The 15,056-nt window shown below is 45.8% G+C and carries 13 protein-coding genes; 8 read left to right on the top strand and 5 right to left on the bottom strand.

The genetic code is table 11. The annotated features are described in order from the left end of the window. Positions 1-55: 55 nt before the first annotated feature. Positions 56-2,281 (bottom strand): DUF7133 domain-containing protein, encoded by a 2,226-nt coding sequence (locus KOE27_RS06165; RefSeq protein ID WP_215237943.1) that lies wholly within the window; start codon positions 2,279-2,281, stop codon positions 56-58. Between the two features lie 376 nt (positions 2,282-2,657). Beyond that, a complete protein-coding gene (locus KOE27_RS06160) occupies positions 2,658-3,116 on the bottom strand; it encodes a hypothetical protein (RefSeq protein ID WP_215237942.1) in 459 nt (152 codons plus the stop codon). A 273-nt stretch (positions 3,117-3,389) separates the two neighbouring features. On the opposite strand from KOE27_RS06160, the gene KOE27_RS06155 reads away from it, so the two are divergent. Both KOE27_RS06155 and hemW read left to right on the top strand, forming a co-directional pair. Next, positions 3,390-5,444, top strand: a complete 2,055-nt coding sequence (locus KOE27_RS06155) for a TonB-dependent receptor (protein WP_215237941.1) — start codon at positions 3,390-3,392, stop codon at positions 5,442-5,444. A gap of 31 nt (positions 5,445-5,475) precedes the next feature. Beyond that, entirely contained in the window at positions 5,476-6,603 is a 1,128-nt protein-coding gene (hemW, locus tag KOE27_RS06150) for a radical SAM family heme chaperone HemW (protein WP_215237940.1), read from the top strand. A 141-nt stretch (positions 6,604-6,744) separates the two neighbouring features. Here hemW and KOE27_RS06145 read toward each other — a convergent pair whose 3' ends face one another. Next, positions 6,745-7,164: an OsmC family protein gene (locus KOE27_RS06145; RefSeq protein WP_215237939.1), complete on the bottom strand. Its 420-nt coding sequence runs from the start codon at positions 7,162-7,164 to the stop codon at positions 6,745-6,747. Between the two features lie 262 nt (positions 7,165-7,426). Between KOE27_RS06145 and KOE27_RS06140 the strand changes: the two genes are divergently transcribed. Continuing rightward, positions 7,427-8,008: a collagen-like triple helix repeat-containing protein gene (locus KOE27_RS06140; RefSeq protein WP_215237938.1), complete on the top strand. Its 582-nt coding sequence runs from the start codon at positions 7,427-7,429 to the stop codon at positions 8,006-8,008. A gap of 114 nt (positions 8,009-8,122) precedes the next feature. Further along, the gene (locus tag KOE27_RS06135; protein ID WP_215237937.1) at positions 8,123-8,731 is read left to right on the top strand and encodes a DUF1684 domain-containing protein; all 609 of its coding nucleotides are present in this window, start codon (positions 8,123-8,125) and stop codon (positions 8,729-8,731) included. 29 nt (positions 8,732-8,760) lie between these two features. Here KOE27_RS06135 and KOE27_RS06130 read toward each other — a convergent pair whose 3' ends face one another. Both KOE27_RS06130 and KOE27_RS06125 read right to left on the bottom strand, forming a co-directional pair. After that, positions 8,761-9,204 (bottom strand): GNAT family N-acetyltransferase, encoded by a 444-nt coding sequence (locus KOE27_RS06130; protein ID WP_215237936.1) that lies wholly within the window; start codon positions 9,202-9,204, stop codon positions 8,761-8,763. A gap of 131 nt (positions 9,205-9,335) precedes the next feature. Further along, entirely contained in the window at positions 9,336-9,887 is a 552-nt protein-coding gene (locus KOE27_RS06125) for a YcxB family protein (protein ID WP_215237935.1), read from the bottom strand. Between the two features lie 252 nt (positions 9,888-10,139). Between KOE27_RS06125 and KOE27_RS06120 the strand changes: the two genes are divergently transcribed. The 4 genes from KOE27_RS06120 to KOE27_RS06105 all read left to right on the top strand — a co-directional run bounded on the left by KOE27_RS06120 (position 10,140) and on the right by KOE27_RS06105 (position 14,734). After that, positions 10,140-12,197: a BatA domain-containing protein gene (locus KOE27_RS06120; RefSeq protein WP_215237934.1), complete on the top strand. Its 2,058-nt coding sequence runs from the start codon at positions 10,140-10,142 to the stop codon at positions 12,195-12,197. A gap of 122 nt (positions 12,198-12,319) precedes the next feature. After that, the gene (locus tag KOE27_RS06115; RefSeq protein ID WP_215237933.1) at positions 12,320-13,459 is read left to right on the top strand and encodes a 5-(carboxyamino)imidazole ribonucleotide synthase; all 1,140 of its coding nucleotides are present in this window, start codon (positions 12,320-12,322) and stop codon (positions 13,457-13,459) included. A gap of 74 nt (positions 13,460-13,533) precedes the next feature. Next, positions 13,534-14,025 (top strand): 5-(carboxyamino)imidazole ribonucleotide mutase, encoded by a 492-nt coding sequence (purE, locus tag KOE27_RS06110; protein ID WP_215237932.1) that lies wholly within the window; start codon positions 13,534-13,536, stop codon positions 14,023-14,025. 55 nt (positions 14,026-14,080) lie between these two features. Further along, positions 14,081-14,734 (top strand): LysM peptidoglycan-binding domain-containing protein, encoded by a 654-nt coding sequence (locus KOE27_RS06105; protein WP_215237931.1) that lies wholly within the window; start codon positions 14,081-14,083, stop codon positions 14,732-14,734. Positions 14,735-15,056 lie beyond the last annotated feature (322 nt).

The raw sequence follows: 15,056 nt of genomic DNA, 5'->3' as shown, positions 1-15,056 counted from the left end.
TATAAATGGGTATCCTTTTAAACTGACATTCCACAACCGGTAAACGCACCGAGCCCTACTGCTTCACTGAAAGTTCTTCCAAAGTCCAGGCCTTTGATCTTCCGGCTGTTTGTTCTCTTATTTTTCTGACATCGTCGGGCCTCACCGGAGATGCCTGCCCGAATTCATACTTCACATAGCTCAATACCGAGGCAATCCACTGGTCGTCATTGTCGCCCATGGCCGGCATTTCAGTGGGATAAGTCTGCCCGTCAATACTCCCCGAAAGGCCGTGTAAAAGAATACGGACCGAGGCGTCAGTTCCCCTGCCAAGCCTTTTGGATCCCTGCAAAGGAGGCGCCGTTTTACTGACGAGACCTTTCCCGTCGATACCATGACAGGTGGAGCAAAGGGATTTGTAAATTACGGCACCATTCAGTACCAGATTCCTGTCCGTCTCATCCATACGGCCGAGGCGCTGGCCAAATTTCTTCACATCTTCATTTTTATCAATACTCCTCTGCGCGCGGGCAAGCATATCATTTCCGTCAGAAGCCCTAACAAGTTCCTTAGCCAGCGTCTTGGCCTTGGGTATTTTGCTGTACGATAATGATAATACCAGCTGCATACGGACGTCAACACTTGGGTCATTTTTCAGTACCGCGAGCTGTTCGATGAGCTGTTCGTCATTTTGTTTAAGAAAACCCTCACTCAGTATCACAGCGGCTTTGCGTACCTGCATATCAGGATCTTTTAATGAATTGACAATGATACCTCTATCTAACTCACCCAGCCCGTCCAGCGTGTAAAGTGCGTGCAGACGAGCCAGTGGCGAAGTAGTTTTAAGCCGTTTGTTCTGCTTCCCTTCCGCAATCTCTTTTAAATCAGGAACCACCGATTTATCATTTCTTAATACCAGCTCTTTCTGCGCATTATCGCGCCACCAGCCATTCGGATGGCCCAGGTAGCCGACCAAGTTTCCGGACGGTTCGTCCAGCAGACGAGGTGCCGGACCAGGATTGATTCCATCATATACCAACCTATAGATACGTCCGTGCTGAATGTTTTTATCCAGTCCCAGCCTTTTGATCTGCGGTCTAAGATAACTATTGGGCCCTGTCCAGTTACCTTCCTGGATAATCCCCCTGTTCATATCCACAAGATACAGACAGCCGTCCGGACCCGTATACATATTCACCACTCGAAAGTTCATGTCTGTAGAGGCAATGAACTCTTCTTTCTGATAGGCATTTTGCAGCGTTATTTTGCCATTATTATTGATAACCTTCGCCCTGCGAATTAAACGTCCCACCGGCTCACTGATGAGCAGATCTCCTGCGAGGTCACCTGGCAAACGGTCACCCCTGAATACGACCTGTCCGCAACTGGCGGTGAAATGGTTGAGTGTGGTGTCGGGGCGCAGCCTTTTAAGGCCTCCCTCTACGTCAGGCGTTTTGATAATTGGCCACACTGCATTGAAATCGTCCTGATACTGATCGTCTATTTCCATACGTCCGTAAACCGGGTTGATCTGAAATCCCAGTGCAGGTACCTCTCCGCCAGCAGAAGAATAAAACAGGCGTCCGTAATTGTCATGCGTTATTCCCCACTGCCCACCAGACCCGCTCGGGATTGAATCGGGTTTCAGTATACCATTGGCGTATCTGAACCGAACCGGATCCACAGTCTGATAAATCCAGTTATCAACGTTCCAGTCCAGCCCGCTGCGCTGATGCTCCAGGTTTCCCGGCGCCTTTTTGCCAGGCGTGTATACCCCCCTTTTCACATCCGCTACACCGTCACCGTTTGTATCTTTATAACTAAAAATGTCGTAAGTATCTGTTTCATTCACAAGCAGCTCGTGCCCGACACAGAGAATCATCCTTGGCAACAGCATCTTGTCGATAAAAACAGAACTTTTATCCATACGGCCATCCTTATCGGTGTCCTCCAGAAGCATTACTCTGCTGGTGGGTGCATGCTCGTTGGTACCCTCCACGTCCTGCATATAAGTGTTGAGTTCGGCTACATACATGCGGGCATTACCGTCCCAGGCAATGGCAACTGGCTCATGGATCATAGGCTCACTGGCTACCAGTTCAAGGTGATATCCTTTGGGAAGTTTGAAAGTTTTCAAACTTTGCTCCGGTGTGAGGTGCCGTGGAGAGGGGTTTTCGGTGAATGCCGGAATTGATTTCACAGATTCGTCCGTGGTTCTGGGTATGTTACTTTGCCTGGCAACCTGGCAGGTTACAAACAGAAATGCAAATGCAATAAAGAAAACCCAAATTTGCTTGTTCATGGTGATGTATTTATAATAAAAAAGGATTACGAAGGTTAAGATACGGGTTTTTCCTTTCCGAGTGGACAGTGGTGCAACAGGTACCGGCACGGATGAAACGGCTCACTGCGTTCCGAATTATTTTTTCTACCAACAGGTACTGTCTTAATGCTCAATATTAAAAGCTACTGGGGCCCTATTTTTACCGGCGGTCTGCCATAACTGATTGATATTAAAAACGATATACATGATCAATCTCAACGATTGCCTGTACCAGCCCAAGTGAGTCCAGACCGGCACGAAAAGGTATCAGGCATAAAAAAATTCCTGTTGGAAACGGATAACCTTTCGGTTATCTCCTCCAACAGGAATTACTTACTAATCCTAACCCTCTAATTTAACTATTCAAATCGGCTTTCACCTTTTCGATTTTGGCTTTGGTTTTGGCTTTAAAGTCATCCCACTTTTCGGCCGTTTCATCCTTTGTATTTTCCCATGAAGCTTTGAGTTCTGCTCTTTCTTCATTTAGTTCTTTTTTGCGAACCTGCCATTTGGCCTTTTCCTTCTCTGTGGCTTTTTCCATTTTGGCATCGGCCTCTTCTATTTTTTTGTCGATCTTATCAATCGCATCATCAATATCTGCCTTTAGCTCCTCCTTATCCTTTTTTACTTTGTCACTGAACTCCTCTCCTGCCTCTTTGATGTCGGCCTTAGCTTCAGCAACGTTTTCATCCATATCATTTTTGGCCTCTTCAACGGTCTCATTTGCGGATTCCTTTGTCTTGTCTGAACAGCTTGTCAGCGCAACTGTACCCGACAATAATAATGAAGCTACTAGTAAGGTTATCTTTTTCATTTTTAGTTTGTGTTTGGTTCCAGATCGGAAAACCAGGTTCCGATCATTTCCAAGCGTATATAGAAAAATACTGCCAGCACGTTCCGGAAGGATACTGCATCTGTTTCTGTGGAAAAATCTACGCAATGTGGTAACAGAATGACCGTGCAGCGCGCCTCATGGGATATCCCATGCTTAAAGAATGGGGGATAACGAAACTGTACAACGTTTAAAAATTGTTACTATCCATATTTATCGGCAGATTTGCATTCTTATCCCAATACCTGTCCCGCTATGTACCTTAAATTGTACCATTCTCTTTTCATTTTTTTAGCATTTGGTCCGTCTGTATCCTTTGCCCAGAGTGATAGTTTACAAGCTAAAAATCTGGATGAGCTGACCATCAGCGCATTTGCTTCTTCCGCCAACCGCCTGACTGCCAACGCATCAGTCGGACTTCTGACATCCAGATCCTTGGAAAGATATTCCCCCACTACCTGGGCCAATGCACTCAGTGCGATTCCGGGGGTTAAAATGGAAGAAAGGTCACCGGGCAGCTATCGCTTTTCGGTAAGGGGAAGTATGATCAGGTCTCCTTTTGGGGTACGTAATGTTAAATTTTACTGGAATGGGATACCATTTACCGATGCCGCCGGAAACACGCCTCTCAACGCTCTGGACTATGGGGCCATCGGAAACATGCAGGTGATCAAAGGACCGGGCAGCAGCTTGTACGGAGCGGGAACCGGGGGTGTTGTTTTACTCAGCAGCCGGACCGATGATGCGGAACGCAACCGGATTGAACAGGCAGTTGGATATGGGAAATATGGCTTTGTCAACAGAAGCACGGTTATTCAGATTGGAGAAACTTCGGTTCAGTACGGGCATAGTGAGCAAGACGGTTACCGCAACCATAGTGCCATGGCCCGGGATGCGATCCGGTTCACCAGCACCATAAAGGCAGGCGAAAAAGGGAGCTTGTCGCTGCTGGGAATGTATTCCGATCTTTACTACCAGACACCCGGAGGTATCAACCTTGCCCAGTATCAGCAAAATCCCAAACTGGCCCGTCCGTCAACAGCCACCGTCCCCGGAAGTGAAGCCCAGCATGCCGCTATTTATACAAAACTTGCCTTACTAGGCGCCAACTACAGTCTGCAGCTATCAAAAAACTGGAGCCAGTCGCTCGCTTTATACCTCACCACCACAGACTTTGCCAATCCGTTCATTTCCAATTATGAAAAGCGGGACGAACAGGGACTTGGAGGCCGGAACGTGTGGCAGAACAGAGCCGAACTCGGAAGTGTAAGAACCAACTGGACCAGCGGTTTCGAATGGCAATATGGAAAATCAGCACAGCGTAACTATGATAATTTAGCCGGTTTGCCGGGCAAACAGCAAACCGTTGAAGACATCCGCACCATGAATCTTTCGGTATTCAGCCAGTTTGAAGCAGTGCTTTTTGACAATCTCACAGCAAGCGCGGGGCTGAGCTACAATACACTGAAATATCAATACGAACGTTTTTTTGCGTTGCCCTACAGTAAAGAAAAACGAAATTTTGATGGGATATTCACCCCTCGTTTTGCACTCAACAAGGTCATAGGTCAAACCTGGGCCGTAACCGCATCATATAGCGGAGGTTTCTCTCCTCCTACGCTTCAGGAAGTACGGCCATCCGCAGGTGGCTTCCGGAAAGACCTGAATGCCGAACGCGGTAATAACACAGAGATTGGTATCCGAAAAATAACAAGGAAATTTTCCGGTGAACTGAACCTCTATCATTTCGGATTAAAGGAAACCATTGTGAGAAGAAGTGACGAGTCGGGCGCGGAGTACTATGTCAATGCCGGGAAAACAAAACAGAACGGCCTGGAATGGAGTGTTGCCTATGAAATTCTTTCAGAAAACGATGTTACTTTAAAAGCATGGAATTCAGGAACGTGGACCAAATACACTTTTGACAGCTATACTCAGGGAGAGGCTAATCTCAGTGGGAATTTAATACCCGGCATACCCCGTTTTACTCAAACCACAGGCCTGGATGTACTACTCAAATACGGTATTTCATTTTTTGCGACTTATCAGCACGGCAGTTCATTTTACCTGAACGATGCCAATACCATTAAAAATACACCTTACAATCAGTGGATTGGTAGATTGTCCTGGAAAAGAAGCTGGGGACGGCATTTGTACAGTGAAGTATCCGTTTCGGCAGAAAAAGTGAATGCCGGTATCTACAGCCAGGGGTATGATATCAATGCATTTGGAAACAGATATTTCAACGCCTCTCCAAAAGATAATCTCTGGGCTGGTTTAAAGCTGGGCTGGGAATGGGCAAAAAAGTGACGGACGCGAAACGAGGATAAAAAAAGGCTTAATGCATCTTTACATACACATACCTTTTTGCAGACAGGCCTGTTATTACTGTGATTTCCATTTCAGTACCAGTCTCAGCAGTAAGCTGGCAATGGCCGAAGCGATTGCAAAGGAAATCACACTTCGGAAGGATTATCTGACGGATAAAAAACTGGAAACGATATACTTCGGGGGCGGCACCCCTTCCCTGCTGGACCAAGCCGAGCTTGACCTGATACTAAATACCATCCATACCCATTTCAATGTTACCACCGGTGCTGAAATAACATTGGAAGCCAACCCGGATGATCTTCATCCGGACAAAATCAATCAGCTTGCAGGAGCGGGGATCAACCGGCTGAGTATTGGTATACAGTCTTTTCATGAACCGCACCTTAAATTTCTCAACCGGATACATTCTTCTTCCGAAGCAGAGCGCTGTGTAAAATTTGCCCAGGATACCGGGATCAGCAATATTTCGGTGGATCTCATCTATGCCATTCCAGCCCCCGACCATACCATCCTTCATCAGGATTTACAGCGGGTTTTTGATTTGAGAATACCGCATATTTCGGCCTATTGCCTGACCATTGAACCACAAACGGCTTTTGGCAGCTGGCTGAAAAAGAAAAAAATGAAACCCATTGATGAGGAGTTCGCTGCCACACAGTTTGAAATACTCGTGCACACGCTGGGACAAAACGGTTTTGAACAATATGAGATATCCAACTTTGCCAGCGAAGAAAAATACAGTCGGCACAACAGTTCGTACTGGAAAGCGCATCCATACCTTGGTGTAGGCCCCAGTGCACATTCCTTTAACGGAATCAGCAGGGAATACAACGTCTCCCACAATGCACAATATATCAATACGATAACGCAAGGGAATATTCCTTCAACCCTCGAGATACTCACGCAGGCAGATCAAACCAATGAGTACCTTTTAACAGGGCTCAGGACCAAGTGGGGTGTAAACATCCACCAACTCGCCGTGCTCTCCGGGGGGACTTTTTTAAATGAAAAGCAATCCATAGTGCAGTCTTTTCTGGATCAAGGCCTGATAAGCGTTCGGGACGCGGTGATCATGCTCACTCCGGCCGGGAAACTGTTTGCAGACCGGATTGCGGCGGATCTTTTTATAGACAGGTAGCAGTGGAATATGACCGGTAGGCAGTGAGCGGTAGGTTGTTAGGAGGTCAAACCTGGTTTGAGAAACTAGTTTTAGGTTAAATCAGAGGGCCGTACCGGAAACTGATTGTGTTTCGGGTACGGCTCCTGAACCGGGTTCGGCCTACACCAGCTCGGCGTTGAGTGAGATTTCAGCATTCAGTAACTGGGAAATCGGGCACTCCTTTTTAGACTTATCGGCAATTGCTGCAAACTGCTCTGGCGTGATGTCAGGAATCTGCGCTTTCAGATCGATATGACTTTTGGTAACCTGTCCTTTTGCCGGATCCAGTGTAATGGTGGCCGTTGCATTCAGCTCTTCGGCAGTAAATCCTGCTGCGTTCAGCTCAAAACTAAGTTTCATGGCAAAACAGCCCGCATGAGCCGCTGCAACGAGTTCTTCTGGATTGGTCCCTTTTCCATCCGCAAAACGTGTATTAAAAGAATACTGTGTATTTTCCAGCACAGTGCTTTGTGTACTGATTACCCCGGTACCCTCTTTTCCGGTACCCTTCCAAACGGCTGTGGCCTTACGATTAATCATGATGTTTCTATTTTTAATGACAGTATAAGAAGAAGCAAAGTAATATGTTCCTGTTATCTACGCAAATAAAATTATCCGGGCATTTGTTATCAAAATGCGAGTTTTTTTTATGCCAGAGGATAATTTACCTTGAATAATCCCACTTCAGGTGTAATTATTTTGTTAATTGAAGTTAACGTATAATCTAAGTTTAAACTTTAATATTGCAGATAAATCCAAGGCCTAACAAAAAACAATAATTTCTCACCAATAATAGACAGTCATGAACAAAAAACTGATGCCCTTTATCCTCATCTTCACCCTTTTGTTATTTAAGGGTTGTTCCGGTCCGACAGGCCCTGAAGGCCCGAGTGGTCCGACAGGCCCGACGGGCCCTAAGGGCGACCCGGGTGATGCCAATATCGGTGTTACCTTCGATCTAGAAGGCGTCAACTTCACCGCGGCAAATCAATATACGTTTGGCCTTACCTTTGACGATGCCGATGTCAATGTCTTGGAATCTGATGCCGTGCTGGTGTATATCCACTGGAATGATCAGAAAGTAGGCAATGAAACTCTTGCAGCATGGAGGCTTTTGCCCCAAACCGCCATTGTTGACCAAGGCATTCTGATGTACAATTTTGACCGTACTCTAAAAGATTTTTCAGTATTCCTGGAAGGGAATTTTAACCTGGCGAATCTTGCCAGCGACTGGACCCAAAACCAGACTTTCAGGGTAATAGTGATTCCATCAGATTTTGCCACACGGAAAAGCGGCGGTATCGACTACACAGACTATAATGCCGTGAAAAAGCTGATGAATATAGATGAAAGCAAAATCAGGAAAATCAAAGTGAAAAAATAGGCTGGTACTTCCTTCAATAATCCGGTATGAGACAGCCGGATTATTGAAGGCTACCATAGTCTAAAACTGTTCAAAAGGTATAAATCCCCTCTTTTCCTGTCAGATCCGCTCCTCATGAAAATAATCCTACCCCTGCTGGTACTGCCTCTTTTGTTTTCAGGCAATGGTTTTGCGCAAGATTTTGCCAAAGAAACCGAACGCTTCCGGGATCATTACAAGGAAGAATTCCTGATTTCTCCCAATGCTCCGCTTAAGAAAAGTGACCTTAAATACCTGGAGTTCTTTAAGGCTGACCCAGTATACCGTGTCACGGCCTCTTTTGAAAGGACAATAGATGCCCTGCCTTTTGAAATGCCTACTTACAGCGGTCGGAAGCAGACCTACGTACCTTACGGTATCCTTAAGTTCAGGATAGAAGGACAGGAGGGACAAACTTTGACGGTTTATCGCAGCCCCTCACTTCAGACGATACCCAAATACCGCGATTACCTTTTTCTACCTTTCAAAGATCTGACCAACGGAAAGACCACTTACGGAGGCGGCCGTTACATCGACTTAAAAACGGGAGATATTGAAGGCAACCAGCTAACCCTTGATTTTAACAAAGCTTACAATCCTTACTGTGCTTATAGCGATGGATACAGCTGCCCCATACCTCCCAAAGACAACCATTTGAAAATCAGTATTGAAGCCGGAGAAAAGAACTTTGGTAAGCGGCATTAAGTACACAGAAACAGCCACTACGCATTTTCCTAACTGTAAACAATTTCCTTTTGCAGCTCAAACAGGATATAAATCCCCTCTGCAGAGATCCCCAGATTTTTAGGAATCCAGCCTCCCTTTTTGTAAAACTCCACCGCTCCGGTATTATTCTGCAGACATTTTAGCCTGACGGGATATTCCACCAGATCGCGAACGGACCGTAACAACGCCTCACCTACGCCTTGTCTTTGATAGGCCGTCGCAACATAGATATGATGTATAAAATTCTCCTGCGGACATACACTGATAAAACCAATTATCTCACTGCCATTGACAGCGACAAGCACCGTCTCTCCCTCCGTATCCCTGTCGAAAGTGTCCTTAATAAAGTTATCCTTTTCCAGCCAGCCAAAACTCTGCCTGCGTACTTCCAGATACAGTTTTCTTAAATCTCCCCTATCCGTTTCGTTAAACTCTCTAATCTGCAATTGCATAAACGCCATCACTTTTGATCAAACAATTTAGAATTAAGGCTTAAAATTCAGAACTGAAATCGCCCTTCTTATTAATTTTCCCATAAAAAAAGCCTGGTAAGTACCGGGCTCTTCTCTATAAAATCTGAAAATCAGGACTTTAAAAACTCCTTCTGTTTCATGATTCGTTCAAAAACCTTTAGTTCGTGTTCCGAGTTAAAAATACTGAAGGGCAAATGAATGAATTGACCTCTGGAAATCACCAACACATAACCGTCTTTCTCCTTGAAACCTTCCTGGATCTGCTCCCATTTCATTACGCTCCCCTCCTTCTGGTTTAACTTCATGAGTATCTGACGGTTGTCAATTTCATATTGAAACTTTTCAAACATCGGTTTATACTGAGCAAGCTGTGTAATGCCTGCAAACTGAACCAACCAGAACAGGATATACAAGACCACACCAACCACAACCGTAATGTAAATCCAGATATTAGGATAAAGGCCCGTCAGACTTACCACTGCATTGATGAGGATCAAAGCCAGGGGTAAAAGCACCCACTTGATCTGCGATTTAAAGAAATAACGCATGGCAAGGGTGATATACTTCTTGGTTGGCAGCGCATATTTTTTAGTACGAACCGCTGCCGGATTCGTGGGCATTTGATAAACTGGCTGGTGTTTATTTACCGATACTTTGGCCATAAATATATTGATATTAGATAATTCTTTTCGTGCGATCCGCTCTCGGAGCAGAAAACCTTCAGGACTGCAAAGTTAGAAAAAAGCAATAGACTTATCAGAAAGGCGTTGAAATAAAAAGCAGTTAGCGGAATTTAATGTAATTTGCAGGAAGCAATCATGGCGCTGCACCTGCTTTAAATCAGTAACAAAATATTGTTTTCCCCTTTTTTTAAAACACATTGCGATCCTGAATCCGAATCCTGATATTTATCAATGAGTTTTCTTTTTCCGTCTTTTCTCTGGGGTTTACTGGCCGTATCGGTTCCGATAGCCATCCATATATTCAATTTCAGGAGGACAAAACGCATATTCTTTACCAACGTTGCCTTTCTCAAAGCGGTTGAAACCCAAACGCGCTCCGTCCGGAAAATCAAACACTGGCTGGTATTGCTCACCAGGATACTGGCTATTTCGTGTCTGGTTTTGGCCTTTGCCCAACCGTTTCTTCCTGCAAACGAAGACAAGGCCGCGAAGAAAACCGGTATTACCAGCCTGTATCTGGACAATTCATTCAGCATGCAGAATGAGCTGAATACCAAACGATACCTGGATGTTGCTACCGCACGCCTGAGCGAATTACTGGGGCTGTTCCGTAACGCCACTTCTCTGCAGTTGGTAACCAACGATTTTTCGGCTCAGGAGCAGGGGTTGTATTCAGCAGATAAAATAAAAGACCGGCTCACCACAGTTGACCTTTCGCACTCCCCCCGTACCTTTTCTGAGGTTTACAAAAGACAAAAAAATCTTATCTCCCGACACCAGCCGGGCGGTCACAACCAGATATTCTGGTTTTCGGATTTTCAGAAAAGTACGGCAGGTAATTTATCGGAAATTCAGGTAGACAGTACCGACAGGCTGTTTCTTGTACCGATACAGGCAGTGCCTGAAAAAAACATTTTCGTAGATTCTGCCTGGCTGAACACCCCATTTATCCGTGAGCTTCAGAATAATGTCCTGCTGGTTAAAGTAAGCAATTCAGGGAACCAGGAGGCAAAAAATGTGATACTTAAACTCACCCTGGACAATACCCAAAGTTCTACTGCCTCAGTGACAATCCCCGCAAACGGCAGCGCTACCGCTCGTTTCAATTTTAACCTGAAGGGCAAGGGATACAAAAAGGGGAAGATAACTTTTGATGACTATCCCGTTACTTTTGACAACGACTATTACTTTGTGCTGAATGCCTCGCCCATGATCCGCATCCTGCATATTTACGGACAACGGTCAGAAAACCATTTCATCGAAAATGTGTATGCCAACGACAGTTTGTTCTCCCTGCAAAGTTTCAGTGTACAAAACATGGATCCCGGCCTGATCAAAAATGCTGATCTGATTGTGCTGGATGGGGTATCCCGTCTGACGGGCTCCCTCCCTGCCGACCTGCAGGATTTCGCCCAAAAAGGAGGCAGCCTTGGCGTGATCCCGCCACCCGTTCCGGACGTTGCAAGTTACAGCCTGTTGCTAGGCACGATGGGCGTTACCGGCCTGAACGGCATAACACCTTCCAACGCCGCGCCACTACCGCTCGCTCCGCCTGATCGTAACAGTCCCTTTTTTAATGATGTATTTGAAGAATCTATCCGCCAGGAGGCCAACCTTAATCTTCCCGCCGCTACGCCGGTCTGGAGCTGGAACAATGCTGGCCAGTTGCTTCTCACTTTCCGTAACGGACAAACCTATCTGAATCAGGTTAACCGGGGCAAAGGCAGATTATACCTTTTTGCCGCCCCCCTTGCTCCCGAATACGGATCCATGGCACAGCATGCTATTTTCGTACCCATTATGTATAAAATGGCCGCAGCCAGCGTGAGAGAACAACGGACTTCTTTCACTTTTGACGAGAATCCAATTGTTCTGCCGGTGAACAACGAAGCGGGTAACACGGTTTACAAGCTGCGAAGCGGGAAAACAGAAATCATTCCGATACAACGGGCGGTGGGAAATCAGCTACTGCTGGAGATACCCAAGGGAGATGAAGGAGAAGGCCTGTCGGCGGGATATTATGACCTCGTGAAAGACAGCCAGACCGAACAGACTATTGCGCTGAACCATAATCACAACGAGTCGAAAATGGATTACTATAGCCCGGACGATTTAAGGAAAATATTTTCGGGCCGGAAGCATGTCCAGATATTTGACAAAATTGACGACGCAGCATTTGCCGAGGAATTCAGGCAACAGAATCTGGGAACGAGCTTATGGAAATATTTTTTATACGCCGCTCTGTTCTTCCTGCTGCTGGAAATTGCCCTGATCAGGCTGCTGAAATAAAACAGGCTCCTAATGCCATTTGTATTACACTAAAATCGGGGGCCTAAAGTAAATAGAAGTACAAAGGTTTTCTGTTTCTGACTTTTTAGCCCCAATTTTGCAGCGAACAATACCTTATTAAAATGCTTTCATCCCGAATAGGAATTCTTGGCGGCGGACAGCTCGGATTAATGCTCCTGCAGGCGGCTGTCGACTGGAATCTTGATATTCATATATTAGATCCGGACGCGGACGCTCCCTGCCGGAGAATCGCCCCTCACTTTCAACAAGGCTCTTTGCAAGATTACGACACCGTTTATAATTTCGGTAAAAGTCTGGATATCATTACAATTGAGATTGAGAAAGTAAATGTTGACGCCCTTGAGGCACTGGAAAAAGAAGGAAAAAAAGTTTATCCCCAGCCTTCGGTTATCAGGAAAATTCAGGACAAACGCATTCAGAAACAGTTCTACACGGAGCATCAACTCCCTACCGCTCCTTTTATACTAACGGAGAACCGGGATGATACCGCTAAACATATTGATTTCCTGCCTGCATTTCATAAGCTGGGAAAAGATGGTTATGACGGCCGGGGCGTGCAGCGGCTCCGGTCAGCAGAAGATCTTCCCAAAGCATTTGACCAGCCCGGACTACTGGAAAAAGCAATTGACTTTGAAAAAGAACTGGCTGTCATTGTGGCTCGGAATGAAAAGGGAGAAATAAGCTGTTTCCCTACTGTAGAAATGGTATTTCATCCAGAGCATAATCTGGTGGAGTACCTATTTGCCCCCGCCGAGATTTCACCGGCAGTTGATGAAAAAGCAAAAGATATTGCCCGCCGAACGGCCGGAGCTTTTGGTATCACAGGACTTTTGGCCGTTGAATTATTTCTCACAAAAGAAGGAGAGGTTCTGATCAACGAAGTAGCGCCGCGGCCACATAACAGCGGCCATCATACCATACGCGCCAACGCCACTTCTCAGTATGAACAGCACTGGCGGGCCATCCTCGGATTACCCCTGGGAAGTACTGTACCCTTTGGCCCATCCGCTATGGTAAATTTACTGGGAGAAGAGGGTTTTGAAGGACCCGCCGTGTATGAAGGAATGGAAACTTTACTGGCTACAGAGCAGGTCTATCCTTTTTTATACTGGAAAGCTATTACCAAACCCTTTCGTAAGATGGGGCACATCACAATTATGGACCATGACATGGAGTCACTTCGAGAGAAGGTCGATTTCGTCAAAAGAAATATCAGAGTAATAAGTTACAAACCAGCGTGATACTCAGCTCACGCTGGTTTTCTGATTTGATATAGCTGAAAAACAGATACACCTTTAATTCAAAAATATAACAAATGGTTGGGATCATTATGGGAAGCCTTTCGGACAGAAAGGTTATGCAGGAAGCGGCAGAGGCACTAAAAGAACTGGGGGTTTCGTTTGAAATGGAGATTGTTTCGGCACACCGCACACCAGAACGTATGCTGGAATATGCAGGTACTGCCAGAAAGCGGGGCCTTAAGGTGATTATTGCAGGAGCTGGCGGAGCAGCTCATTTACCGGGTATGGTGGCGTCGCTGACCAGTCTGCCGGTAATAGGTGTTCCGGTGTTATCCAGTAATTCCATTGACGGATGGGATTCTGTTTTATCGATCCTGCAAATGCCATCGGGTGTACCGGTAGCAACCGTTGCGCTGAATGGCGCACGTAATGCCGGAATTCTTGCTGCACAGATTATCGGAGCCTCCGATGAGGCCCTGGCGTCAAGATTAGATGAATTTAAGGTTAATTTAAAGCAAAAAGTGGCGATCATGAATGAGGAATTGAAAAATCAGGTTGAAAAGTAAGGTTGCTTTATTATTTTCGTAAAAATAACACCGCTAAAAATCACCGCTATCCGCTATGGAAGACGAATTCCCAAAAAAGAGAAATGTGCGCCCAACCGAAAAATCCAATCTGCCCATTATCACACTGGCCGTTCTGGTTCTACTGGTTTTAGCCATGTTATATATCGGTTATGAATATATTTCCGATAACTCGTCTGACTCGGAAGAGCTTACTTCGGTAGTGGTGGATCCAACGGTTGAAGAGGCCACTACGGAGGAATCTGTCTCTCCTGCCGATGAAGCCCCGGCGGAGACACCAGCCTCCACCTCGGAAGCCCCCTCACCAACACCAGTTGCGCCAAAAGAAGATAAAAAACCAGAGCCGGAAATAAAAGAAAAAACCAATGTATCGGCATCGTCAGTGGGTGGACAATCCATCACACACAAAGTTAAAGGCGGAGAAACCTGGTCAAGTATTGCGTCCCGTTACAATCTTAAACTGGAAACACTACAAGGCCTTAACCCATCAGTATCAGACCTGAAGAGTGACATGACCACTTTGTCTGTTCAGGTTCAGGCGGTACATACGGTTGGTCCGGGGGATGTGCTAAGAGTAGTTGCCAGCAAATACGGAATTACCAAAGAAGCACTGATGAAAGCCAATGGTAAATCAAAGGACTTTTCAGAAAGAGGAGAGAAACTGATCATACCATTTTCCAGCAGAAAGTAATATTTGAAAACCAGCCCTAGTCCTGACCTGCTACTGAGTTAACAGGTTTTAGTTTAAGTTCACAGTGTTAGCGGCTCGGCTTACCACTTACTTTGAGCGGCACTGGTTAAGAGTGAAGAATTAAGAGTGAAGAGTGTTACCCACATGGCATACTGCCTATCGGAGTTAACAGTCTTGAGTTAAAAGTCCACAGCTTTACCTACTCAGCCTACTGCTCACTTTGAACTGCCTACTTAAAACTAAAGTACACAACACTACCAACTTGGCACACTCCCTATCGGAGTTAACAGTCTTGAGTTAAAAGTCCACAGCCTTACCTACT

The organism is Dyadobacter sp. CECT 9275 (assembly GCF_907164905.1).
Lineage (GTDB): Bacteria > Bacteroidota > Bacteroidia > Cytophagales > Spirosomataceae > Dyadobacter > Dyadobacter helix.
The sequence above is the reverse complement of the archived record's forward strand: the minus strand, read 5'-3'. Positions and strand labels throughout refer to the sequence as shown.